This is a genomic window from Alkalibacter mobilis, from assembly GCF_015594845.1.
GTDB classification, from domain to species: domain Bacteria; phylum Bacillota; class Clostridia; order Eubacteriales; family Alkalibacteraceae; genus Alkalibacter; species Alkalibacter mobilis.
This window is the reverse complement of record NZ_JADNRK010000001.1, coordinates 197,798-223,497: the sequence shown is the minus strand read 5'-3', so window position 1 is coordinate 223,497 and position 25,700 is coordinate 197,798. Positions and strand designations below refer to the sequence as shown.

Annotated in this window: 24 protein-coding genes; 20 read left to right on the top strand and 4 right to left on the bottom strand. The window is 41.0% G+C overall.

Annotated elements, in window-relative coordinates; genetic code table 11:
• Positions 1 to 138: 138 nt before the first annotated feature.
• The 8 genes from IWB18_RS00995 (at position 139) to IWB18_RS00960 (ending at position 8,295) form a co-directional block, all read left to right on the top strand.
• Complete coding sequence (locus IWB18_RS00995) at positions 139 to 843, top strand: dihydrodipicolinate synthase family protein (RefSeq protein ID WP_195681711.1); 705 nt, start codon at positions 139 to 141, stop codon at positions 841 to 843.
• A 158-nt stretch (positions 844 to 1,001) separates the two neighbouring features.
• Positions 1,002 to 2,033 (top strand): TRAP transporter substrate-binding protein, encoded by a 1,032-nt coding sequence (locus IWB18_RS00990; RefSeq protein ID WP_195681710.1) that lies wholly within the window; start codon positions 1,002 to 1,004, stop codon positions 2,031 to 2,033.
• Between the two features lie 221 nt (positions 2,034 to 2,254).
• Entirely contained in the window at positions 2,255 to 2,779 is a 525-nt protein-coding gene (locus IWB18_RS00985; RefSeq protein ID WP_195681709.1) for a TRAP transporter small permease, read from the top strand.
• Positions 2,776 to 4,062: a TRAP transporter large permease gene (locus tag IWB18_RS00980; RefSeq protein WP_195681708.1), complete on the top strand. Its 1,287-nt coding sequence runs from the start codon at positions 2,776 to 2,778 to the stop codon at positions 4,060 to 4,062. The genes IWB18_RS00985 and IWB18_RS00980 overlap by 4 nt, the downstream gene beginning before the upstream one ends.
• A 44-nt stretch (positions 4,063 to 4,106) precedes the next feature.
• Positions 4,107 to 5,072: a phosphoglycerate dehydrogenase gene (locus tag IWB18_RS00975; RefSeq protein WP_195681707.1), complete on the top strand. Its 966-nt coding sequence runs from the start codon at positions 4,107 to 4,109 to the stop codon at positions 5,070 to 5,072.
• 38 nt (positions 5,073 to 5,110) lie between these two features.
• Positions 5,111 to 6,142: an Ldh family oxidoreductase gene (locus tag IWB18_RS00970; protein ID WP_195681706.1), complete on the top strand. Its 1,032-nt coding sequence runs from the start codon at positions 5,111 to 5,113 to the stop codon at positions 6,140 to 6,142.
• A gap of 30 nt (positions 6,143 to 6,172) precedes the next feature.
• Complete coding sequence (gene rbsK / locus IWB18_RS00965) at positions 6,173 to 7,114, top strand: ribokinase (RefSeq protein ID WP_195681705.1); 942 nt, start codon at positions 6,173 to 6,175, stop codon at positions 7,112 to 7,114.
• Positions 7,115 to 7,374: 260 nt separating this feature from the next.
• On the top strand, positions 7,375 to 8,295 hold the full coding sequence (locus IWB18_RS00960) for a Fic family protein (protein WP_207740703.1): 921 nt from the start codon (positions 7,375 to 7,377) through the stop codon (positions 8,293 to 8,295).
• A 244-nt stretch (positions 8,296 to 8,539) separates the two neighbouring features.
• On the opposite strand, the gene IWB18_RS00955 is transcribed toward IWB18_RS00960, so the two are convergent.
• Positions 8,540 to 9,682 (bottom strand): iron-containing alcohol dehydrogenase, encoded by a 1,143-nt coding sequence (locus tag IWB18_RS00955; RefSeq protein WP_195681704.1) that lies wholly within the window; start codon positions 9,680 to 9,682, stop codon positions 8,540 to 8,542.
• 430 nt (positions 9,683 to 10,112) lie between these two features.
• On the opposite strand from IWB18_RS00955, the gene IWB18_RS00950 reads away from it, so the two are divergent.
• The 6 genes from IWB18_RS00950 to IWB18_RS00925 all read left to right on the top strand — a co-directional run bounded on the left by IWB18_RS00950 (position 10,113) and on the right by IWB18_RS00925 (position 15,027).
• Entirely contained in the window at positions 10,113 to 10,772 is a 660-nt protein-coding gene (locus IWB18_RS00950) for an AzlC family ABC transporter permease (protein ID WP_195681727.1), read from the top strand.
• Positions 10,765 to 11,067 (top strand): AzlD domain-containing protein, encoded by a 303-nt coding sequence (locus IWB18_RS00945; RefSeq protein ID WP_195681703.1) that lies wholly within the window; start codon positions 10,765 to 10,767, stop codon positions 11,065 to 11,067. Before IWB18_RS00950 ends, IWB18_RS00945 begins: the two co-directional genes overlap by 8 nt.
• A 127-nt stretch (positions 11,068 to 11,194) precedes the next feature.
• Entirely contained in the window at positions 11,195 to 12,589 is a 1,395-nt protein-coding gene (locus tag IWB18_RS00940; RefSeq protein WP_195681702.1) for an HlyD family efflux transporter periplasmic adaptor subunit, read from the top strand.
• Entirely contained in the window at positions 12,586 to 13,824 is a 1,239-nt protein-coding gene (locus IWB18_RS00935; protein ID WP_195681701.1) for an ABC transporter permease, read from the top strand. The genes IWB18_RS00940 and IWB18_RS00935 overlap by 4 nt, the downstream gene beginning before the upstream one ends.
• A gap of 17 nt (positions 13,825 to 13,841) precedes the next feature.
• Positions 13,842 to 14,342 (top strand): hypothetical protein, encoded by a 501-nt coding sequence (locus IWB18_RS00930; protein WP_195681700.1) that lies wholly within the window; start codon positions 13,842 to 13,844, stop codon positions 14,340 to 14,342.
• A 10-nt stretch (positions 14,343 to 14,352) separates the two neighbouring features.
• Complete coding sequence (locus tag IWB18_RS00925; protein ID WP_195681699.1) at positions 14,353 to 15,027, top strand: ABC transporter ATP-binding protein; 675 nt, start codon at positions 14,353 to 14,355, stop codon at positions 15,025 to 15,027.
• A 60-nt stretch (positions 15,028 to 15,087) separates the two neighbouring features.
• On the opposite strand, the gene IWB18_RS00920 is transcribed toward IWB18_RS00925, so the two are convergent.
• Positions 15,088 to 16,479, bottom strand: a complete 1,392-nt coding sequence (locus IWB18_RS00920) for a sigma-54 interaction domain-containing protein (protein WP_195681698.1) — start codon at positions 16,477 to 16,479, stop codon at positions 15,088 to 15,090.
• Between the two features lie 160 nt (positions 16,480 to 16,639).
• Positions 16,640 to 18,055 (bottom strand): trimethylamine methyltransferase family protein, encoded by a 1,416-nt coding sequence (locus tag IWB18_RS00915; RefSeq protein WP_195681697.1) that lies wholly within the window; start codon positions 18,053 to 18,055, stop codon positions 16,640 to 16,642.
• Between the two features lie 261 nt (positions 18,056 to 18,316).
• Here IWB18_RS00915 and IWB18_RS00910 point away from each other — a divergent pair, with 261 nt between their 5' ends.
• From IWB18_RS00910 to IWB18_RS12540, 6 genes are all read left to right on the top strand, one after another.
• A complete protein-coding gene (locus IWB18_RS00910) occupies positions 18,317 to 19,921 on the top strand; it encodes a BCCT family transporter (protein WP_195681696.1) in 1,605 nt (534 codons plus the stop codon).
• A 54-nt stretch (positions 19,922 to 19,975) separates the two neighbouring features.
• Positions 19,976 to 20,611, top strand: a complete 636-nt coding sequence (locus IWB18_RS00905; RefSeq protein WP_195681695.1) for a cobalamin-dependent protein — start codon at positions 19,976 to 19,978, stop codon at positions 20,609 to 20,611.
• Between the two features lie 37 nt (positions 20,612 to 20,648).
• The gene (locus IWB18_RS00900) at positions 20,649 to 21,461 is read left to right on the top strand and encodes a methyltetrahydrofolate cobalamin methyltransferase (RefSeq protein WP_195681694.1); all 813 of its coding nucleotides are present in this window, start codon (positions 20,649 to 20,651) and stop codon (positions 21,459 to 21,461) included.
• A 246-nt stretch (positions 21,462 to 21,707) separates the two neighbouring features.
• On the top strand, positions 21,708 to 23,231 hold the full coding sequence (locus IWB18_RS00895; protein ID WP_195681693.1) for a BCCT family transporter: 1,524 nt from the start codon (positions 21,708 to 21,710) through the stop codon (positions 23,229 to 23,231).
• A 121-nt stretch (positions 23,232 to 23,352) separates the two neighbouring features.
• Positions 23,353 to 24,039, top strand: a complete 687-nt coding sequence (locus IWB18_RS00890; protein WP_195681692.1) for a DNA/RNA non-specific endonuclease — start codon at positions 23,353 to 23,355, stop codon at positions 24,037 to 24,039.
• Positions 24,040 to 24,141: 102 nt separating this feature from the next.
• On the top strand, positions 24,142 to 24,270 hold the full coding sequence (locus IWB18_RS12540; RefSeq protein WP_269747885.1) for a hypothetical protein: 129 nt from the start codon (positions 24,142 to 24,144) through the stop codon (positions 24,268 to 24,270).
• A 273-nt stretch (positions 24,271 to 24,543) separates the two neighbouring features.
• On the opposite strand, the gene IWB18_RS00885 is transcribed toward IWB18_RS12540, so the two are convergent.
• On the bottom strand, positions 24,544 to 25,671 hold the full coding sequence (locus IWB18_RS00885) for a uroporphyrinogen decarboxylase family protein (RefSeq protein ID WP_195681691.1): 1,128 nt from the start codon (positions 25,669 to 25,671) through the stop codon (positions 24,544 to 24,546).
• Positions 25,672 to 25,700 lie beyond the last annotated feature (29 nt).

The window sequence follows — 25,700 nt, the reverse complement described above, 5'->3', positions numbered from 1 at the left end:
GGTCAATTCACAACGTTAATTTTTTAAGATTCAGCATACTTTAAGATTAGGATTGGTTAATCTTTGCACCTCAAGGTGGGTCAGTATTAACCATTAATCCCGGGTCAGTTTTAAGTATAAATCAACAAACGTGAACTGGTGGCGGAAACCGTCGTCAAGACGACAGCAGGAAGGATCCCAGTCTTTATACATACGGGAGCACTGGCTACAAAAGACACTATCAGGCTGTCAAAACATGCCCTTGATATTGGTGCTGACGGAGTAGGAGTAGTCACACCATCATTTTTCGGGATAAACGATGATACCATGGTAGAGTATTACACGGAAGTGTCAAAGAGCTTGCCGGAAGATTTCCCGATTTATCTTTACAGCATACCTCAATGCAGTACAAACGATATTACTCCAGAAGTGTGCAGCAAACTTGTGGAGACTTGCCCCAACATCGTAGGGATTAAATACAGCGGTGGAGATCCGGGCAGAGTAATGGAATATCTCAAAAATGAAGACTATGATTTTTCAGTTCTAGTGGGTGCTGACAGATTGTTCTTTCAGTACTTGATCAGCGGATGTGACGGAACGGTTTCAGGGTGTGCAGGAGTTTTCCCGGAAATTTTCGTTTCGATCTACGATGCCTACAAAAAGGGAGATATGGAAGAAGCTTTGCAGCTACAGAGAAAAGCGAGCAATATTATAGATATCTTAAAAGCGGGCACAAACATCAGCTATTTCAAGGAAGCTCTTGCACTGAGAGGATTGCCCAAGTCTCATATGAGACACCCGCTTATGGATATAAGCGATTTGGAAATAGAAGACCTGAAAGTTGAACTTTCTGCATATATTTAAAAGATCTTGTTAGCTGGGGGGTGAAGATCAAGCGCACGAGTCGGTGAAAACCAGAGTTATCCAAACCGATGATCGTGCGAATCTAATGAAATGTAAACGGTTCAAGATACAGGTTCTTGACAAGTTGGAAAATCAATCTATAAAAAAAGGAGAAGAGTATGAAAAAGATTTTAGCGTTATTGATGGTTCTAGTATTAACTCTTGGTTTTGCGGCATGTTCATCCGATGATGGTGACGGGGGACAGGATGATCAGGGTGGTATCCCTGAAATGAGCATATCTCTCCAGTCTTCAGGTATAGATTCGGTTCCTTTGGGCGAAGGCTACAAGAAGTTCAAGGAATTGGTTGAAGAAAAGACAGAAGGCAAAGTGACTGTAGATCTTTACTGGTCAAGTTCACTGTTTGCTCAAGATCAAACAGCTCAAGCTCTTATCAGCAATAATCTTGACATGGCGAATACCCAGTCTTCTTTCCTGACAGATTACGTTCCTGAATTCAACATGTTGAGTTCGGCATACATCTTTAAAAACAGCGATCATTGGGATACATTCTACAAAAGCGACATAGCTGATGAATTATTTGAAAAACTTGCCGACAACGGTGTAAGGGTACTTGGAGTATGCAACCTTGGATCAAGAACGATCAACCTTACAGAAGACAAGAAAGTAACTACAAGAGACGATCTAAGCGGCGTAAAATTCAGAGTTCCAAATTCAGACGTTTGGTTGTTCATGGGTGAGGCTCTTGGTGGAAACCCTGTAGGAGTTCCATACTCAGATTTGTATGTGTCTCTTCAAACAGGTGTAGTTAACGGACAAGACAATCCGCTTGCAAACATCAAAGAAATAAGTCTTCAAGAAGTAACTAAAAGCATTACGATGTCTCAGCATATGTTTTCGACTGAGTGGTTGGCTATAAGCGAAAAGAAATGGGACGAAATGACTCCTGAACTTCAGCAAATATTCAAGGATGCTGCGGTTGAAGCCATGGAACTTGCAACTGAAGGATACAAGGCTCAAGAAGACAGCATTAAAGAATTTATGACAGAATCAGGCGTTACGGTTTATGAACTTACTGACGAAGAACTGGCTGGTTACAGACAAGAAGTGGTTGATTATTACTTTGCAGACGACAGCATGACTGCAGAGTGGGATATGGATCTTTACGAAAGGATCCAAAATCTGCAATAGCAAAACAAACATTACATATTATCGGGCGGGCTACTGCCCGATAATATTATACAAATCTTCATGCGATGGTATCTTTTTTGCAAAGCATCTATGGTAAAATAGCAATTATTATAAAAAAGACAGCATTGTATTTTTATTAAAAAAGCGGTGTATTCGTTGCCGGCGCCTGAAGCTCTGTAGTGGATGCTTGACGCTGCTTTTTGGAAATAGGGGATACTTAAATGAAAAATGAAACAGAATTGAAAAAATTTGATAATACGATAAGTAAAATATTGGACTTTTTTGAAATCCACATGTCCATGTTGAGTTTTATGGTTATGTTCATCTCATTCGTGATTTTGATTTTCTATCGGTATGTACTCAAGGATTCCATAGGGTGGCTGAATGAACTTAATGCCATCGCTTTTGTTTGGAGCAGCATATTTGCGGCAGCATACGGAGGCCGCTCAGGAGAACACGTCTCCTTTGAAATATTGTACGAGAAAGTGTCTGAAAAATGGCAATTGATTTTTCGTTTGATCGGAAGCGTGATGATTTTGGTCACATTCATAATTTTGCTTCCCAATGCATATCAGGCTGTGGTCGACATGGCCATGAAAAAGTCTTCAGTGATGAAGATCCCATACAACATCTTATACGCCCCTTTTATATTATTTGTACTACTGGTTATTTTTCATCAGGCGATATTATTCATTAAAGATTTAAGGATGGCTTTGAGCTTCATCAGAAAGAAGGATAATTCATGAATACATTAATTATTTTGGCAATGGTGGTAATTGCCCTTAGTTTCTTGATAAGAGTTCCAATAGGCTTGAGCATGTTCAGTGCGAGCATTTTGTATTTGCTTCTGGATGGAAAAAACATAGGCATCGTATCGGACGTGGCCATGAGCCAATTATTTTCGAATACAACCATAGTTGCTATCCCCCTGTTTATATTTACTGCAAACATAATGAATTCGGGAGAAGTAACGGAAAGAATATTCACTTTCACCAAGGCGCTTGTTGGTAATAAGAAAGGAGCATTGGCTTACATAAATATTATTGTATCCTTGATATTTTCTGGAATGACAGGTTCGGCAATGGCTGATGCGGCCGGAATAGGGATCATGGAGATCAATGAAATGAAAAAAGACGGCTATGACGCACCATTTAGTGCAGCTCTTACTTCAACGACATCTACCGTAGGACCAATATTTCCTCCAAGCATACCTCTCGTCATTTACGCCATGCTTACGGGAACTTCTACGGGAAAATTGTTTATGGGGGGAATGATACCGGCCTTGATGATAAGCCTTGTGCTGGGAGTTTACGTTTGGTACATATCTAAGAAAAGAAATTACCCGAGAGGCGTACAATTTACCAGAGCGGAATTTATCGATTATACCCTGAAGGCTCTTCCTGCACTGATGACTCCGATCATTCTGCTTGGTGGGATATATTCAGGTGTTGTTACACCGACTGAAGCTGGAGCATTGGCAGCTGTTTACACCATATTTATTTCTATCTTTGCATATAAATGTCTTTCCTTTAAAGGTTTTGTGCGGGTCGTTAGAGAGACTGTTATACAGACAGGCAAAATCATGGTAATAGCCATGTCGGCCTGGGTACTTTCGTTTATAGTTACTTCATCAGGCTTGGCCAGAGAGATCGCAGATCTATTTATCAGCCTGACAACAAACAGAATAATATTTTTATTGATCGTAAACGTACTTTTCTTGTTTTTGGGGATGTTGTTTGATACCCAGGTGCTGCAATTTGTATTTTTGCCCCTTGTCATACCCATTGCAGTAGCACTTAATATCGACATGATCCACTTTGGAGTAGTGATTGTAGTTAATATGATGATAGGACTGTCTTCACCGCCTTATGGAATGCTGTGTTTTGTGTCTAGTGCCATAGCAAAAACCCCGGTGCAAAGCGTGTTTAAGGAAGCCATTCCCATGGTTGCGTTGATGATAGTAGTATTGCTGCTTATCACATATTTCCCACCACTTATAACAGCTATCCCAAATATGTTCATGGGATAATGTCGGATTTAAGTTTATTTATGCAATGAAAGGAGAAATTTATTTTGGAAAATAAGAAAATATTGGTGACAGCCACAAAATATTCTGAGAATTGCAGTGCTGCAAAAAAAATGTTGGAAGAGGCAGGTTTTGAGGTTTTGGAGAATCCTTATAATCGGCCTATGACATTTGAAGAATTAAAGGAGTATCTCCCTGTGATACACGGAGTAGTGGCTGGTGTAGATGCTTGGAACGAGGAGGTTTTTTCGCTTGCGCCAAACTTAAAAGTCATCGGTCGTTTCGGAGTGGGCGTTGACAACATCGATTTGGAAGCTGCAAAACGCCACGGCGTCAAAGTTATGAATGCCAGGGGGGCTAATGCCGATGCAGTAGCAGAACTGGTATTGGGTGGGATAATAGCGTCATTTAGACAATTCAACTACCTGGATAAAACCACTCGTGAAGGTATGTGGGAGAGATATGTAGGTCACACTCTTCGAAACAAGCAGGTGGGACTTGTAGGGTTTGGAGCGATAGCACAATACGTAGCCAAGCTTGTAAAGGCCTTTGATGCTGAAGTGGTTGCATACGATGTCTACCAGGATGAGAAGGCAGCTGAAAAGTTGGGTGTGAAATTTGTGGAATTTGAAGATCTGATCAAGACTTCGGATGTTATCAGCCTCCATATTCCATGCATTCCGGCTACGAAAAAAATGATAAACAGAGATGCTTTTGAGATGATGAAAGAAAATGCATTGTTGGTGAACACTGCAAGGGGACCCATAGTTGATGAAGAAGCCTTATACGAAGTTTTGAAAGAAAAGCGTATTTTTGGAGCAGTATTGGATGTGTTTGAAAAGGAACCCACATCTAAGGATAACAAATTGTTCACCTTGGACAATGTATTGGTGTTTCCCCATACTGCAGCTGAAACTTATGAGACCTATCATTCCATAGGAATAATTACGGCGCAAGCCATGATAGATGTGATTGAAAAGGAAAAAGATCCGGTCAATTGGTTGAATCGATAATCGTGTTTATGCACGACGAGAGAGGATTGATGTGACCAATGAAAATTTCTGTTGAAAAGTTAAGAAAAATAACACGAGAATATTTTATAAAACTTGGTTGTCCCGACGATGAGGCGTCTATCATGACGGAAGAATTGATAGGGGGGAATTTAAGGGGTGTGGACTCTCATGGAGTGTTGCGGATAGTTGAATATACCAGTGCTGCAGAAAAAGGTTGGTTGATACCCGGAGCACCAATATCTGTAGTAAAAGAAACACCTTGCAGTGCGGTTGTAGATTTTGCTTTGAACTTTGGACAGGTTGGAGCAACAAAGGCCGTTGAAATAGTTGCAAACAAGGCTTTCCAGTTTGGGATGGCAACTGTTGTGAGCCAAAGAAGCAACCATGTGGGACGACTTGGTTCTTATACAGAACAACTGGCAAAAAAGGGACTTGTTTCTTTTGCCTTGGCATCTCAATCATATGTAATAGTGGCTCCTTTTGGTTCATCTGAGGGCAGAATGGGAACAAATCCCATATCTTTTGGAGCACCAAGTGAAGGAGAAGCCGTTGTAATGGATTTTGCAACTACGACCTACTCAAAAGGCAAAATATACATCGCCAGAGATGAAAGGGAAAGCTTGCCGGAAGGGATAATAATCGACAAATCGGGCAGTCCTTCCATTGACCCCAATGATCTCTTTGACGGTGGAGCCTTGTTGCAGCTTGGAGGTATGGCAGGTGGACACAAGGGATTCGGATTGTCTGTAATGTGCGAGGCCTTCTGTACTTTTTTATCGGGGCAATCTAGAATAGGCCAGGAAAAAGACAAATGGAACAATACCCTTACCTTGATAGCAATAGATCCTGAAAAATTTTTCGGGTTGGATGACTACAAAGAGAAGATGAGTGAATTTATAAGATATATGAAAAGTTCCAAATCAAAGGATCCAAGCAGAGAAGTTTTGATGCCTGGGGAACTTGAAAGTAGAACACATGAAGAAAGATCTAAAAAAGAGCTATATCTGCCTGACAAAACTTGGGAGGATCTGAAAATTTTGTTCGAAAAAAGAGGAGTAGGTTGCGAGTGAAAAAATCTATAGCAAGGAAGGAAATATGATATGGTTAAAGAACCGAATATATTGGTTGTAGGAAGTCTGAATATGGATTTGATCGTTAGTACCAACAGGTTTCCATCCGCCGGTGAAACTGTGTTGGGGAAAGATTTCAGTACTGCCCCGGGTGGAAAGGGTGCCAACCAGGCCGTTCAGATAGGCAAGCTTGGAACCAAAGTCCAGATGGTAGGATCTATTGGTAAAGACATCCACGGACAGGAAATATTGGAGTCTATGAAATCGGCTGGAGTTGACGTTGGATTTGTTACGGAAAACGTCGGTTCATCAACCGGTATAGCAAATATTTTGATACATACGGATGAAAATGGAATCAGCGAGAACAGGATAATCGTAGTACCTGGAGCAAACATGGAGATAACTCCTGAATCAATAGGATTTTTGAAAGACAAAATTAAAGACTATTCTATTGTGGTTTTGCAGATGGAGGTCCCCATGTCTGTAAATGAAGCTGTCATAGATATGGCCTACAGTGCAGGGGTAAAAGTTCTTTTGAATCCTGCACCTGCAAACAAAATAGAAAACGATGTCTATGGAAAGCTGAACTACCTGGTGCCTAATGAAACTGAGGCTGAGTTACTAACTGGGGTCAAAATCCGTCAGGCAAACGGCAAGATCGATTTTGATAAGGCAAAGGAAGCTTCTGATTTGCTACTAGATCGTGGTGTTGAGACGGTCATTATAACTCTTGGTGACAGCGGTGCAGTATGTGCTTCAAAGTCAGGATTCGAACATTTCCCCAGCGTTAAAGGCGTAAAAGCCATTGATCCAACTGCTGCGGGGGACTCTTTTGTGGGGGCTTTTGCCACAGAAATCGCTGCAGGAAAGCCAGAAGCTGAAGCCATTAGTTTTGCATCCCGGGTTGCAGCAATTACGGTCTCTAGAGCAGGAGCTCAACCGTCATTGCCCACAAGAAAAGAAGTTGTTTGAATTTTAATTTCATGTTCATAATTGATAATCCCCGCTGGAGTCGGGGATTATTTTATTAGGTTTGGGAATTAAAACTTTATTTCTCCGTAAAAAATCGAATCAAGGACTTTTTTCATTTCTTCATTGGTACATTCTGATAATCCATTCAAAGTGCACTTTGCGAAAAGGTTTAAGGAAAAACAAATTTTTAATTATACCGATATCGGAACAATCTTGACATTATACCGATATCGGTATAACATATCAATGAGGTGAGTTTCATGAAATATATGAGTTCTAAAGAAGCAAGTGAGAAGTGGAAAATAAGCGATCGTCGAATCCGGGTGCTATGTAATGAGGGTCGTATAGAAGGTGCTATTAAAATTGGACGAAATTGGTCAATACCTAAGGATGCGGCTAAACCTGCGGACGCAAGGGAATCAAGTAAGAAGAAATACTATGGATTGGAATTTGAATTCAGTTATATAGATTCACTTAAAAAAACTATCGACGAGCACAGACCTTTTTCCAAAGGACTTGCCAATTCGCTGCAGGAGAAACTTATTGTTGAATGGACATATAATAGCAATGCCATAGAGGGAAATACTCTAACGCTGTCAGAGACTAAAGTTGTTCTTGAAGGAATTACCATTGGTGGGAAAAGTATGGTGGAACATCTTGAAGCAATTAACCATCGTGAAGCTATCCTTTTTGTTGAAGATTTAATTGCTAATGAGGAACCTCTTTCTGAATGGAACATAAAGAATATACATTCATTGATACTAAAAGAAATAGATAATACAAATGCCGGTAAATATCGGAGGGAAAATGTTGTAATTAGCGGTGCAAAACACATTCCGCCGAAGCATTATGAGATTGGGGATTTAATGCAAAAGCTTATGGCAGAATATCAGAATGAATGGAAAGAATTTCATCCCGTTGTTAGGGCAACACTGATCCATGGAGAGTTTGCGAAAATTCATCCATTTATTGATGGGAATGGAAGGACTGCCAGGTTGCTTCTCAATTTTGAGTTAATGAAAAATGGATACCCTCCAATCATAATAAAGAATAAGGAGCGAGCAAGATATTATGATGTTCTTGATCTGGCACATACAACTATGAACTATGAGCCATTCATAGAACTGGTATCGGAACTTGTTATAGAGTCTGAAAAACTATGGTTATCTGTATTAGATTAAAAGTCAGGTGACAAGGGGACGGGGTCAGGTTGAGTTCCTGATGTTTAACACGCAGAAAGAGTAGTAATTCTCTTTCTGAAGCGGGTCAATTCTGAGTGTTAAAATAGATATTTACAGGTTGAATTGATCCACCGTTAATCAAAGCTAGGTGGATCAGTTTTAAACGAAAAAGTGAGCCAAATTAAATTTAAAATCAAAAATGAGCTCTCGTTAAAATTCGAGAGCCCATTTTTAGGTTTAGGAATTAAAACCTTATTTCCCCATAAAATATCGAATCAAGAACTTTTCTCATTTCTACTTTCGTCATTGGCACAGGGTTTGATTTTGTAGATCCCAGCAAGCTATTGTTTAGAAGTTCTTCAAAGTCGTGCAAGTAGTCCTCTTCTGTTATTCCCATTTCCTTGAAGGATGAGGGTATGTTGAGTGTGCTGTTGAGTTGTTTTATGGCTTCTATAAAATCATCCACATTTATCAGCTTTGCAAGCCTGTCTAACTTTTCCTTAACCTTATTGTCCCTGCTGTTGTACTTTAGCACATAAGGAAGGCCTACAGCATTTAGAAGACCATGGCCGTATCCGTATTTTCCACCAAAGGCATGAGAAATACCGTGGTCCATGCCAAGACCAATGTTATGGAATGCGGATCCTGCCATTGACTGATATGTTAGGACCTTTTGTCGGCTTGTGATATCCCCTTTTGAATAAGATTTTGGAAGGTATTTAAACAGACCTTGGATGGCCCCAGCGCAGAGAGCTTCGCTAAATTCCTCAAGATTATGATTAATGTAACATTCCACCGCATGAGTCAGTGCATCCATTCCGGAATGGGCAACGACAGACTTGGGCATGGATAATGTGATTTCGCCGTCTAAAATAGCCACATCCGGTATGAATGCATAGGATTTTAAGCCAATTTTTAGATTGATGTCATTGAAGGTTATCACAGCAGTTTTTGTTACTTCCGTTCCAGTTCCAGCAGTGGAAGGAATTGCAATCAATGTAGTCTTTTTTCTTTCCATATCAAGAATATCGGATTTGATGTTTATAAAGTCGAGTTGCGGATATTCGTACATCAATGTCATTACCTTGGCAGCGTCTATGGCGGAACCCCCTCCTACGCATATAACGCATTCGGGTTCAAACTTTTTAAATTCCTCAACTCCTGTTAGAACAGTATCGGTGTCAGGATTGGCACCGATTCCAGAGAAGATGGTGTAGCTGGCATCCTTGTTTTTTAGTATATCGACAATCCTGTCTATGGTCTTGTTTTTAAACATTGAACTTTGTCCCGTTACAATGATATATTTTTTAAAATTTAAATTTTGCAAATAGTTTAAACTTCCTGGGCCTGTTACTATCTCTTTTCCGTGAAGTCTCAATTTATTCATTATATTCATTCTTCGCTTTCGTTGGCATTTATACGTTTAATGAAATCTCTATTTGTACCATTAGTTCAATTATCACATATCTGCGAGAGGAAATCTAGGTGATCCGACACCTAAGTTATTTGAAAAAGTTCGATTATTGTGGAATGGATAAGGAGTTAATGATTTTTAAAATCACGAATTTAATATTAAAAGTACATGAATATAAGGGCAAACAAGAATTGTTCGTGAAAACAAACTAATGTGTTAATCTGTACTGCTTGGTGATACTCGACTAAAAGACTTCTGTTTTATAGTGGTTTCCATTATAATTATAATTAGCGCCATTGTAGAAAGGAAGACATGATTGAACGGTTATTACAATATAGGATCAAGACTCGATAAAAATTCATTGGATGATTTTAAACTGGGCTTCAGGCAGGGTATACCGGTAATGATGGGGTATATCCCTGTTTCATTTACTTTTGGGCTTTTGGCAGTTCAAGGAGGATTGGACATCTGGATGGCAGTCTTGATCTCCATGACGAACCTTACTTCCGCCGGACAGTTTGCAGGAATGAATCTGATAGTATCCAATGCCTCGTTGACGGAAATAAGCGCAGCAATGTTTGTGATTAATATAAGATACATGCTGATGTCATTGTCTTTGTCGCAAAAATTAGCTCCAATGTTGTCGATTTTCAAAAGAAGTGCCATTGCATTCGGTATCACGGACGAGATATTTGCCATAGCGTCTTTAGAAAAAAGAGTAATCACTTTTCCATATATGATGGGATTGATTTTAACGCCTTACTGGGGTTGGGCCTTTGGAACGCTGCTGGGTGCCGTATCTACATCACTTTTACCACCTTTGCTTCAAAATTCAATGGGAATAGCCCTTTATGCCATGTTCATAGCGCTGTTGGTTCCCGCTGCAAAACATTCCAAGGCTGCATTGATCGTCATAGCAATTGCAGTTATTATAAGCTCCATCTTCAAATGGATGCCTGTTTTAAACCATGTGTCAGGCGGGTGGGCAATTATTATTTCTACAATTTTTGCTTCAGCCGCAGGCGCCGTACTTTTCCCCAGGGAGGATGAAAACATTGAGTGAGGTTTTAAAAGCGGTCATTGTCATGGCTGTAATAACTTATGCCATTAGACTGGTGCCCATAGCGCTCTTTACCAGCAAGATCAAATCAAAGTTTGTAAAATCTTTTTTATTTTATACTCCCTTTGCCGTATTGGGAGCCATGACTTTCCCCGGCATCCTGTATTCCACCGGCAATATTTACTTTTCCATGGCGGGAACTTTGGCGGCAATAATAACCGCATATTGTGAAAGAGGTCTGTTTAAAGTGGCTGTAAGCGCTGTTTCTGTGGCGGCGATACTGGGATACATATTTTGAATGAAACATTCACTCGTTGGAGATTCCGACGAGTTTTTTATTTTTTGTATTTTGACACAGAACTGCCATATAAATCCAATAAAATATACAAACAAATCAATTATCCCAAAGAGAGGTAGGCATAAAAATGACAAATAAGAAAGTTGCCCGAAAAATAATCGTCTTTATTCTAGTCATATCGATTGCGCTTGTTCTGTCATCATGCAGTGGAAGCGAACAGGAACAGGAAGCAAAGATAAGCACCCAGGAAGTAAAACAGGGAAATCTGGTGATAGGGCTTTATGCAGACGGCCGAATAACCATACCTTCTGTGAACGCAGATTTTATGGTTTCAGGCGAGTTGGACAAAGTCAACGTAACAGTGGGTCAAACAGTTTCAAAAGGAAATCTTTTAGCAGTTCTTGACCTTGAGGATCTTTCAGATGCACTTAAAGCGGCTGAGAGAGATCTTGCCAAAGCCAAGTCTGCTTACGAGGACGCAGTCAGTTCATTGGATTATAGCGTTGCTTCCGAAAAAATCAAGCTTGATTCATTGTACGAAAAAACAAAATTGAGTTTTGATGATACGACATTTATGAGAGCTATTGAAGATGCCAATTCAAAACTTTCTGAAAAGATGGCAAATCTTATTCAGCTTGAAGAGGATCATGCCAAGGCAGTTGCAGATGGTGCACAGCAGGAAGTGCTTGGCAAGCTCTCCAGTTCCATCGAAGAATCTAAATCTGCTGTAGCGTCGGCAGAAGCGGTGGTGGAAACTGCAAATTATAACCTGGCGGCAGCAAGGGAAAAATTTACTGCAGAGCAGAAAACCGCTAAGGAAAATTATGATCTGCAGAAATTAAAATACGAAAACCTGGTAAATTCAAACATGTCCATAGTAAACGCCAAATACAACTGGGAAACAGCCCAGGCAAAACTTGAAGTGGCCAAGGAAAATCTGGAGAATGCGTATCTATATGCACCTGTTTCAGGAAAGATCGCACAAGTGAATGGTTCTGTAGGCGACTGGATGACAGGGAAGACCGGATCTGTCTCTTCCCAGACTGATAATGGAGGTTTTGTTGTGATAACGGACCCCGATAAAATAATGGTTTCAGGAAGCATAAACGAAGGGGACATTACAGGGGTGGAAATCGGACAATCAGTCAAGGTCAACGTAGATGCTGTAGGACTAATGGGACTACCCGGCAAGGTCACCGAGATCGACTCTTTGCCAAAGGTAGATAACAGTGGAATCGTGACTTATCAAGTTATATCTGAATTGGACGAGGTCGACGAGAGGATCTTAGACGGTATGAGTGCATTTACATCATATATCAAAAGAGAAAAAGAAAATGTGACATTGATATCCAACAAGGCCATATTCATGGAAGATGGAAAGCAGTACGTCTGGGTGGAACTTGAAAATAATGAATATGAAAAGAGAGCGGTAACGGCTGGGTTGACCAACGGATCTCAAAGCGAGATAGTTGAAGGTATTGCTGTCGGGGAGAGTGTAGTTACTGCCGGTATGGACAAATGAAAAAACTGGAGATTATGAGGATGGTGATAATAAGCATCCTTTCAAATAAATTCAGGGTATTTTTGACTTCTTTGGGAATAATTATAGGATCGCTCACGATAATCCTGGTGGTGGGAATAGGGAAGGCAGGCGAGACTGCTGTTTCAGAACAATACAGCAGATTGTCTGTTGAAAGCATTACAATAGCCAAGACAAAAGGCATGGGTCAGTCTTCGACCAGTACGGAGATTTTATTAAAAGACGACGCCATGAATATGGCAGAAGTACTGACGTATGTGAAAAGTGTTGGTGTCAGTACCAGGGTGGTGGCGGATATCGGAACAAATGGGGTTTCATCGGCCATCACCATACAGGGAATAAATGAAGAATATGCCGATATAACTAGGCTTGAAGTCGTTCATGGAGATATGTTTACCAATGAAGATTCACTTATGAGAAACAAATATGTGGTGCTGGGAAGCAATGTTGCTGATTCGCTGTTTGATGGTGATCCGGCGGGAGCCGTAGGTGAAAAAGTCATGATAAAAGGTTCCACATTTGAAGTGGTGGGCGTATTGGACAGTGTGGGCGGATCTGGAGGGATATCCACATCTCAAGCAGACTCGGGTAGCGTAGATGACATGGCATTCATACCTTACGATGTGGCAGTAAAATATACCTCAGGCACTGTCAGCCGCAGCAGTTCGAGTGGGAATCAGCTGACGTATGTCGCCTTGGCTGACGACATAGGCAACGTTGAAATGGCAGTAGCGGAAATTAAGGATTACATTCAAGAAACCATAGGGACAGATGCGGCTTACACGGTAACTGATGCAGGTAATGTGCTGGAATCTGCCCAGGCTACTGCTAAAACTCTTTCATCGCTGCTTCTTGCGGTAGCGGTGATCGTTCTTGCAGTAAGCGGAATAGGTATCATGAATGTCTTGATGGTTGCAGTACAGGAAAGAACGAGAGAGATCGGAATACTAAAAAGCATCGGAGCATCAAGAAAAACCATAATGACAGAATTTTTGTTGGAAGCCGCCATGATAAGTGTGTTTGGAGGAATTTTGGGTGCACTACTCAGTCTGGGTGCTCCATGGATTTTTTCCATGAGCACTATAGCCTATGAACCTTCATTGGGAGGCATAGCATTGGGCATGGGATTTTCCGTGGCGACAGGGATATTTTTCGGATTTTATCCTGCAGCCAAAGCTTCCGGCCTTGAACCCATAACAGCATTAAACTACGAATAAGAAAAGAGGACAAAAAAATGAAAAAAATAATTTCCATGGGGATGGTAGTGTTGGTTCTGATAGCCTTTACTGCGTGTTCTTCCACAAATGCATCGCAGAGTGAAACAGAAGAATCACCAGTTGAACAAACGGAAGGTACGGGTGCAGGTTCTATTGGGATCCCTGATACATTTGGAGAGATAAAAGATATAGTCGGTAATGAAGTGACCCTGTTGATCATACAAAATGCGGACGAACAGGAACAGGTTCCGGGGTCCGGCATGAAAAGGGGAAATATGGGGGAAGATGTAGTCAGGGAATACACTGGGGAAGAAACGACCTTGCTTATTCCGGTAGGCACTCCCATGGTCAAGCGTGTTCAACAGAGTTCAACTGGGGAGACAGGAACTGGTACGGGTCCTGTAGAAGAAGAAGTCTCTTTGTCTGAATTGGTCAAAGGTTCAATATTGAAGATATACTACGACGATGAAGACCCTGAAATCATTGAAAAAATCATGGTCCAAACATCTGGAAGATAAGGGGTAATGTATGGAACCTTTAATAGAGTTTAAAAACATCAACAAGACATTTGGTCGGGAACCTAATCTGGTCCATGCCCTAAAGGACGTGTCGTTCAAGATATATCCTGGTGAGTTTGTCGCCATATTGGGCCCTTCGGGATCGGGCAAGACAACCCTGATGAATATTGTTGGATTGATCGATAAACCTGATGATGGCGGGTTATATATAGACGGTTTGAATATGGGAGATAAGCCGGATAAAGTGTATTCCAAGCTTAGAAACCAAAAGATAGGTTTCGTATTCCAAAAATTCAATCTGATTTCAAAGTATGATGCCTTGTACAACGTAGCTCTTCCGCTCCTTCATAGAGGCAAAAGCTACAAGGAGGCAAAAGAGGCTGCCGCTATTACTCTTGACAGGGTGGGGCTTGAAAACAGACATCACCATAAGCCAAATGAGCTTTCTGGTGGGCAACAGCAGAGGGTCGCCATTGCTCGTGCATTAGTCGGAGAATCTCCGCTGATCCTGGCTGATGAACCTACAGGTGCCCTGGATAAAAAGACGGGTGGAGAAATATTGGATCTGTTCGAAGACTTGAACGGACAGGGGAAAACAATAGTTATGATAACCCATGATCTTGACATAGCATCGAAAGCAAAACGCATAATACGGGTAGATGACGGAAGGATATTTGAAGATTGACATTGAAAAAGTAAGGCGGACGACACATCAGTCATTAGCCTTACTTTTTTTTACAGTGTTTTATTCATCATCTTCGTCGGTATTTTTAATATATTTGTTTATTAACGAGTTTGCCGTGGATTGGCTGACTCCCATTTTTTTTGCGATTATCCTGCTGGATTTATATTTTGAATAAAGCTTTATAACGGTACGTTTTTTAAACTCTTCAAGGTTGAAGCAATCTTCGTAGACTTCGTGGATGTCTTCTTCTTGGTCCAGATACTGCAGGAACAGCTTTTTGTCAACTATGGTTTTGTCGGACAGGATGCACATTCTTTCGACTGCATTTTTAAGCTGCCTCACGTTTCCCGGCCAGTCGTAGCTTATGAAAGCGGCAAGTAGCGACTCGCTGAAGAATTTCTTTGTATTTTGGCGCTTGTTAAATGAGTTTAAAAAATGCGTTGTCAGCAATATAACGTCGTCTTGTCTGTGTCTTAAGGGTGGAAGCACCACCTTTGCAGTATTTAGCCGCCAGTAAAGATCGCTCCTGAAGGTCTTGTCTTTGATGGCTTGAACCAGATTTTGGTTGGTGGCCGCTATTATCCTGATGTTAACGTGTTCGGGTTTGTCACTACCTACAGGAATGAATCGCTGATTTTCCAGAACGTCAAGAATTTTTGCCTGCATCTTGAGAGAAAGATCTCCGATTTCGTCTAAGAATATGGTTCCGCCGTCGGCATTTTTAAGAAGTCCTACTTTGCCCTTGGCATTTGCACCGGTAAAAGCACCTGGTACATATCCGAAAAGTTCGCTTTCAAAAAGTCCATCCGGTATGGCTGCACAGTTTATGGCAAGAAAAGGCTTGTGTCTTCTTCGGCTCTCATTGTGAACTGTCTGGGCGATGTAGCTTTTTCCCGTTCCGCTTTCGCCAAGTATGAGCAGGTTGCAGTCAGATTTGGATATCTTTTCAAGGTCGCTCAAACATTGCTTAAACAGTTCGTTTTTTCCCACGACCATGTCTGAAAAGTCAAGATCGATGGATTCGATGGGATTTCTTACATCACGGTAGCTCAAGTCTACGGAACGAATATTGTCAAGAGAGGTGGATATCATGTATTCAAATTCGTCATTTTCATTGTACACTGGAACATTGATGCAGATTATGGTTCTGTTTGTTTTGTAATAGATATTTTCTGTAACGATGGCTTGCCTCGAGACTTTCGTCAGGTCAAAACTGTATGGATCCCAAAGCCCCTCTTTGATTTTTCTACTGTCCTTTTGGACCACATCTTCCGGTCTTAATCCGTACAATCTGGTGATTGCCGGATTGGCGTAGACCACTTTGCCGTCCTTGTCCAAGACATAGATTTCGGTGAATGAATTTTCCAAAATCTTAAGAAGAGTTTCCCGAGGGATCGAATTCAGGTAATCATTGTAATCTTTGCTGTTTTCTACTTTATTTAGATCGATCATTAAAAAGACTTCTTCCTTCCCTGCTTTTATATAGATAGAGCGCTTTTATTAATTGCACACAGAGTAATTATAACATATCCAATTATTTTTACAAATATGCAAGCAAAGCAAAAATCCACAGGTGTTATTTCCCGTGGATTTTATATGCCTAGGTCTTAGTTTATTTGAATCTCAATTCTGCAGGAAGCAGATCTTCGATCATTTTTATCTGTCTGCTGTCAAGTTCCGGTCTTACGTATTCTTCAAGTCTCTTCTTCCAAGCCTGGGTTGCCCTTTCCTGGATGCTTATTGAATTGTCCTCTTTCGACCAGTTAGAATAAGCTTTTCTATTTGCAAACTCCGGGAACATGAAGTCGTTTCTGTATGTCTTGGTGGTTCTTGCGATATAGTTTCCTGAATGCTCGGTGCCCTCCATCTTGGCCATTAACATGGTTTCTTCATTGAAATCCACTGGTCTAAGCAGTCTTGCCGCTACTTTGTAGGTTTCTTCGTCTAAGATGAATTTTTCGTATCCGAAAGTGTTGAATGAGTCCATTATTCCCGCAAGCATGTAAGATACCTCAGGTTCGCTCATCAGGGCTGAAAGGCCATTAAAGGCAGATTCACGACCTGATTGATAATCGTCTTCCTTGGCATCGGACAGACAACCGTGAGATCTCTTTGGAAGTCCGTAGAAATTTGCGAGTTCACTTTCAACAAACCACTCAACTCCGACTTCGGCTCCACCGCATACGCACAGGCTGTATCTAAGGTCGGTTTGAAGTGCACTGAATTGATAAATTACAGGTGCTCCCGGGTTGACTACTTGAGTGGCTACTATACCGGCAAGTCTTTCGGTGTTGTTTTGAATGATATTTCCTGCCAATGACGGAGGACCGGTAAGTCCTGCAAGTCCTACACCTGCTATGCAGCAGCACTGACCGTTTTTGGCGTACTCTATCAGGGACTCGCACATAGCCTTGTCCCAGGCAAAAGGAGGTGCACTTGTAATCAATGTAGACATAAGGACTTGATCGTGGATGTCGTTGAATTCTTTTGCAAGTTGGATTGTCCTTCTGCTGACTTCTGTGCTTCCGTTAAGTCCTGCAATTGGTTTGTCGCTGTACATCATGGGAGCTAGAGTCATGAAGTCGGTTCTGACTTCAGTAGGTACGTTTTGAGGGTAAACAAGTTCACAGTCAATCATGTCGATAACATCACTGGTGTGGAAAAGCTTTATAAGGTTTGTGTAATCTTCCACTTGTGCAGGTTTGTGCTCGCCTTCCTTAAGAACATTTATCGGTCCCAGGGAAGATTGGCCAATGGTTTTTTTCTGAACGGTGCCAACGGGCAATTTGTGTCCACGAGATACGAATGTAAAATTACGAGGGCAGGAAGCCAATGCTTCATTAACTATTTCTTCGGTAAAGTATACGATTTCACCGTCGACCTTCAATCCTCTTTCCTTGAACAGCTCCAACAATTCTTCGGAACTGAAGCGGATGCCTTTTGTTTTTAACAGGTGAAGGGATTTTTCATGAATAAGTTCTACGGATTCTTTTGTAACAAAGTTTCTTGTGTAATGTTTTTTATACATAATGCACCTCCTGAGTATTTGTCATTCTATATTGCATAATTCGTGCCAATATTCCAAAAACGAGAAACTTCCTTATAATAAATGAATAGAGAGCCGGTTTTATAAAATTGATCGGGAAACAGGTGAACGATTTTCACTCAGTTGAGTAATTTTCACTCATGGGATGGAGGCCATTTTATAAAAAAGCTTGGATTTACGTGTTTTGCATATTGGCACGCTTATTGCATGTATAGTGGTAAAACATTGAAAGGAGCAAATTTTATGACAAATGGAACAAAAAAATCGAATGGGGGCTCCCTGTTCTCATCGATCAACGGATGGACGTTTTTTCCGCCACTGATTTTTACCGTAGTATTAAGTGCAGTTGTAATGACCAATCCTGAGGGATTCGGAAAGATACTTGCAGCAGCATTTGCCTTTACTACAGACAGCTTCGCATGGATGTTCAGTTGGTATTTTATGGCGCTTAGCGCAGTAGTCCTTTATTTGGCTTTCGGCCCGTATGGAAAGAAAAGATTCGGTAATGAGAAACCCGAATACTCCACTCTTTCATGGTTGGGAATGATGTTTACCGGAGCCGCAGGTCTTGGAGTTTTGACCTGGACTACAGTTGAATGGTTTTATTCTTATCAAACACCCATGTGGGGCGTAGAAGTCGAATCGCCGCAAGCTCTTGCTCAAGCTGCAATGCTTCCATTATTCCACTGGGGACCAGTTTTCTACATGGGTTATGCTTTGATCGCCGTAATATTTGCGTATCAATTCTACAACAAGAAAATGGACGATTCATTGCCTAGTACAACTTGTACTACATTGATAGGAGAGAAGAAAACAAAGGGTGGACTTGGAAAGCTGATCGACATCATTTATGTAATATCCCTTTTGGCTTCAGTTGTTACCTGTGTTGGTGTAAACATTCCTACCTTGGTGGCTATTATCGCCAACATGACAGGATCTGAACCGCCGTTTGTTGTTTCAGTAGTGCTTATCTTACTTTGGAGTTTGATAATGGCGGTAATTTTGTTTGCCGGACTTAAAAAGGGTGTTGGACTTTTAAGTAATATAAGAGTTTATCTTGGATTTGGGATCTTGGTATTTGTTTTGTTGTTTGGACCTACTTTTTACATGTTGAATTCATTTACAGACGGATTGGGTATGGTAATGAACAATACTCTGCACCTTATCTCAAATACGGACCCATATGCCAAATCATTGATGCCCCAAGGCTGGACAGTATTCTATTTTGCATGGTATATAACAATGTCCATACAAAACGGAGCCTTCTACGGCAGGATCTCAAGAGGTCGTACAGTTAGAGAACTTGTACTTGGTCTATTGGGAGCAACTGTAATCGGTACCTACATGTTCTTCGCAGTATTCCAGGGTTTCTCCATCCACACATTCTTGAATGAAGGATTGGATCTTGGAGCGGCAATGGCAGCAGGCGGCCAGGGAGCGGCAATAGCAGCAGTATGGAAATTCCTTCCTTTCGCAGCCATCATGATGCCAATACTTTTCGTATTTGCAAATATCTGTATGCAAACATTGTTGAATGCCAACGCATACAGCATGGCTATGGCAACAACTAAAGTATTGAAAGAGGGACAAGAGCCACCACAATGGATAAGAATATTCTGGTCAGTATGTATCGGTGTCATCAGTATAGCCCTTCTGATGATCGGGGGAATACGTCCGTTCCAGACTATAACTGTAATTGCGGGAATACCTGCACTTGTCATAATAGCAATGATGACTTTATCCTTCTTTAAGGACATCAACAAAAACGGTTGGAAAGTATCTTCAGACGATGCAATCGTGGACGATGAGGATATAGTAGAAGAAGAAAAATCCATAATAACGATGTAGTCGATCTGTTAATCACAAATTTGCATAAAATATACTATCGAAAGGATGAATTTAATGAATTTTGAAATGTTGACGCAAGCAGTAGGAGAACTGGAAGAAGAAAAAGTAATCGAGATGTTGCAGGAATTCGTCGGAGAAAACCCAAACGAAGAAGAAGCTGGAAAGGCGGTTGCAGCATGTCAGAAAGGTATGGCGGCAGTAGGAGAGTTGTTTGAATCAGGAGACTATTTTGTAGGAGATCTGATCTTCGCAGGAGAACTTTTGACTGAAGCGATAGATATATTAAAACCTGTTCTCGGTTCGGGAGAAACTAAAAAAGTAGGCAACATGGTCATAGGAACGGTTCATGGAGACCTCCACGACATCGGAAAGAACATCTTCAAGAGCATGGCTGAAGCTGCAGGATTTGAAGTATACGATCTTGGGATCGATACTCCGGCACAAGCCTTTATAGACAAGATCAAGGAAGTTGATGCTCAGATAGTGGGAATGAGCGGAGTGCTTACCCTGGCCCTTGAGTCAATGAAAGACACTGTAGAAGAAATCAAGGAAGCGGGACTTAGAGACGACGTCAAGATAATCATCGGCGGAAACCCTGTAACTAAGGAAGCTTGTGACCACATAGGTGCAGATGCTTATACTACAAACGCAGCTGAAGGTGTAAAAATCATCCAAAGCTGGTCTGAGTAATACTTGTTTATAAAAATACAAAATTGGAGGTATGACATTGATCATAATAGGAGAAAAAATCAACGGAGCAATTCCAGCGGTCAAGAAGGCCATTCAGGAAAAGGACGCTGATTTCATAAGAGACAGAGCAATAAAACAAGCGGAAGCGGGAGCGGACTTCATAGACGTATGCGCTTCAACTGCACCTGATGTGGAAGTTGAGACCCTTAAATGGCTTATAGACATAGTACAAGATGCAGTGGACACTCCCATCTGCATCGACAGTCCGGATCCGTTTTTCTTGAAAGAGGTACTTCCTTTCATCAAGAAACCGGGACTAATAAATTCTGTCAACTTAGAGAAGATCGAAGGATCTGATCAGGACAAGTGCGACGTGCTCTTTCCCTTGGTTGAGGGAACAGAGTGGGAGGTAATAGCCCTTACTTGCGACAGCGAGAACGGAACTCCAAGAGACGTTGAGACCAGAGTGGAGATTTCAAAGAAGATCATTGAAAAGGCCGCAACATTTGGTATCACCCCAGACAAGATACACATAGATCCATTGGTAATGGCGCTTTCAACAGACAACAATTCATTGCTGAACTTTGTAGAGTCCATGAAGCAGGTAAAGGCCATTTACCCCACAGTAAAATTCACCTCGGGACTAAGCAACATCTCTTTCGGGATGCCAAAGAGAAAGATCATCAATCAGAACTTTATGACCCTGGCAATTTACGAAGGAATGGATTCTGCCATAATGGATCCTCTAAACAAGGAGATAATGGGTTCCATATTTGCAACTGAAGCATTGCTTGGAAGAGACAAGCACACAAGAAAGTACAATGCAGCTGTTAGAAAAGAAAGAATTTAACAACTAATTTTTATAAAGAAAAACTGACGATAATCCCTATGATGATCCTAAAAATCACAAGGGATTATTGTCATTATCAAAATCAGTCATAACAAAAATCGAAGTGAAAACCTCTATCATTAATATATCGAATAATGAAATAACAAAGAATAGTATCTGTTCATGTTAAAATTTAGAAAAATATATGTTATAATCAATTTTAATATGACTGTTAATTTACAAAATACAACTTGATAGGATGAGAATATGAAATCAAAAAAATCGAATATCGACTTTAGCATGATCGTTATCGTGTTGGGCTTTGTTTTTGCCGTCGTAGCTTACTTTTTCATCTCTCCGGATCAATCGAAACAAATCATTGATTTGATAAACAATTACATTTTAAGCAATTTGGGTTTTGTATATGTTTTATTGGTGTTGGGTTCCCTGTTTCTAGGAGTCTACATGGGTGCAGGAAGATTTGGGCATATCAAGCTTGGAGAAGAGAAAAAGGAATTCAGCGAGTTTGCCTGGGCGGCGATGATGTTCTGTTCATCCATGGCAGCGGGTTTTATATACTGGGGAAGCATGGAATGGGTTTTTCACTACATGAAACCAGGACTTGGGATAATCCCGTTTAGTGCTGAAGCTGCAGAATACGCCGCAACGATTCCGCTGTTTTACTGGGGGTTTTCTGCCTGGGGAATATATCTGATACCGGCGGTAGCTTTTGCATTCTTGAGATATAATCTGAAAAATGAACGTTTTGACGTTTCCATCGCATGTAAACCTCTTCTTGGGAAATATGCCGACGGCATCGGTGGGAAAATAATCAATATAATATTCTTGTTTGGCATATTGGGTGGCATAGGCACAGCATTGGGCATTGGGTCACCGTTGGTATCGGCAAGTTTGAATCACTTATTTGGAATAGAAGACACCCCGTCCCTTCGTTTCTGGGTCATAGTAGTGGTCACGGTGATATTCACCATTTCCGCCTACAACGGAGTAAAGAAGGGTATCAGGGTATTGAGCAATGCAAATATAATCCTTATGCTTTTGATGGTGATTTTTATTTTTTTTATAGGCAACACGGGCTTTATAGTAAAGATGCAAACTACATCTTTGGGACTTCTTATCGATAATTACTTTAAAATGAGCACCTATCTGGATCCGGTCAACAATGGGGGAGATCCTGAAAGCTGGCTGGTATTTTACTGGGCTTGGTGGCTGTCTTATGCGATATTTATGGGACTGTTCATCGCCAGGATATCAAGGGGTCGAACTATCAGACAGGTGATCTTCGGTGGGCTTGGATATGGATTTGCAGGATCTTTTTCTATGTTTTCCGTACTTGGGAACTTCTCTATGGACATGCATTTGCGTGGAGTGATGGATGTGGTAAAGGGGGTCACGGAAAACGGCGGTCCAACCACAGTAATCGAAATGTATTCAAAAATTCCTTTTGGGACGGTATTCATTTTGGCAATTTTGGTAGCTTCAATACTTTCGATGGCTACAAGTTTTGACTCGGCAGCATATACCATGGCAATGGTTTCTTCCAAACAGATATCTCTCAGCGGAAGTCCCGATAAGAGACTCACTATTTTCTGGGCTTTGACTCTGGCGGCACTTCCCATGGTGATCATGCTTTTTAATGGGTCATTGGCTCACGTACAAGCACTATCTGTAGTATTGGCTTTGCCTACTTGCATTATATATACGATAATCGTCATCAGCTGTTTCAAGATGTTTTCAGATTACGAAAAAACATCAGGTCATTCGCTTTGATGTAAAATCGGTGCTTTCGCTTTTGCGGGGGCGCTTTTTTTTAGTGGCAGGTAGAAATATTTAATGGTTATAAATGAATAAAACATGTTAAAATTACGTAGACAAAGTTAGATGCAAGCAGGTGAGACAGATAAGAAGAATTGGAAAACTAATAAGGATATTGATATTCATATTGCTGTCGGTAGTATTGGTCGGCAACGATATAAAGGACGATTTCATCAACGGAAGATACCTGTTATCTTCAAACACAAATCCGGTTTTTGAAGAGATCATCCACTTTGACAACAAGGATCTTCTGTTTGAAGGTTATACTCTTTTAGAAGTTGATGGGGGTGACATCTCGGGAACAAGGCAGCCAAATGTAGTTGTAGATATAGGCTTTGGCGAAAGAGAGTACTATGGTTTTACAAACGAATACGGTCAACTGATAAAGGTCGTTGCAAAAGAAATTGTCCTTCAAGATGAAAAATTGGAGCCGGTCCTGGCAAACGGCAGGTATTATGAAGATGAAGCAAAAGTTCTTGGAGTCGAGAGCCGGGATCTTGACGAAGGACACGTAATAGGGGATGCACTTGGGGGTGTGGCAAATGCCTATAACATTACTCCGCAAAACAGTACTTTAAACAGATACGGGGATCAAGCCTATATGGAAAAAGTTATAATCGATGCAGGCGGTTGCATGGATTTTGTCGGGATCATCAGCTATCCGGATCCGTTAACTCAAATTCCCGACCATTACAGTTTTACTTATACAATAATGGGGAATGTGATAAGTGAAGAGTTTGACAACATGGATCCTGGCGAGTGATCGATTTGTACCGATGATTTGAGTAGTCAGATATAATATATGGTTGTTTGGCCATATTTCGGGTAAAAAGTTATTACACTAATCGATTTGGGAGGTAAAGACATGAGTAAGAAAAAAGCGACTTATAAGCGCGGAGCTTTGACGTTTCAGATAAGCGAGAGAACATTGCAAGCTATCAAAGACAATAGAGGAAATTTTGTGATCGATATCGTTCCTGCAGGCACTACCTGAAGCGGCGGTTGCATTACGCGCCTCTGGTCAGGGGCGGTAGAACCGGAAGACAGATATAAGTTTCACTACGATATTTATGAGCACCAGGGCATTACCATTTACATACTGAAGGCTGTGAAGACAAAAGAGAAGGTAAGCATTTGGGCTTGGCCAAAGTTGCCGTTGTTGAGACAACATTTTCTAGTACGTGGAGTGGAGTAAAAACGAATATAAATCAAGCAACAGCTCTTTCCGATTCAACTTGATCGGTAAGAGCTGTTGCTTTAGCAATTTTTAATTGTATTCAGATGCGGTTTTATGCAATGCCACCAAATTTTCGTACTTTGAGTTTGCTGGAGCATCACAGCCTGGGGTTACGAATACACCCTTTACACCGATGTCATCCAATAGTCGCTTGACGTAATCACTTACAGCTTCAGGTTTTGAGGTAGCCAACATCTGTGCTGGAACGTCCCCCATGAAAGCGACATGTTCGCCGAGAACTTTTCTGGCTTTTCTTAGATCTGTCATACCGTCCGTGTTCAAAATGCATTTTTTCTCGGGAAGCTCAAGGAATCTTTCGATATCCCTATCCCAACTTTGATCGAGGTGAAGTATGGGTGTGATACCTTTTTCTATAAGAATTTTTGAAAGTTCGAGCATGTAAGGCCAAACGAGTTTGTCCCATATCTTAGGTGCAACTAGAGCGCTGGCACCTCTCCAACCTCCTACCCAATTGCCGATAACAAATTCGGGAAACTGCTGATTCGTAAGGTCATCCTTCATTTTATTCAACATAATGTCCTGGGCTTCCTTCACCTTTTCAGGGAACTTGTAACAATCCATAAAGAATTGACTCATGGACCTAGCGCCGCATAGGGTTTCAAAAGGTGGCACAACCGCTCCGGAACAAAGGACTGGATAACCATTGTCTATATAACCTTGAGCTTCTTTTACATCACTTTCCATATGATATTTTATGAAAGTTTGAATATCTGCCATATCACCTACTTGGGGAACGATTTTTGCAAACAGGCTGTCAAAACCTTCATTTAAAAGAATATCGTAGTCACTTTCTGTCATGGTCATTTTCTCTTCAACTTGCCAAAGAGCATTCTCATCCAATTCTCTGCCGGGTATCTTGACTTTGGACCACCAGGTTAGGATAGTCCCTATGGGGAGCATCCCCGGATAGCCGAAATTCATACAATCTATTGGAGCTTCGTCGTTTATCTTATTTACAAACTCAATAAAATACTGAAATCCTTTATCAGTATCAAAGATGTAGTCGGCTAGGGTTATATCCATATACGTTGGTGGGACTGCAGAACCTGAAAAGCAACTCATTGGCTTGTTATTTTTGAATGCAATGGTATCTTTGGCTTTAACTAAGTGATCATCGAATATTTTGTTTGTTTTCATTAGTTCAACTCCTTATCAATAGGAATATG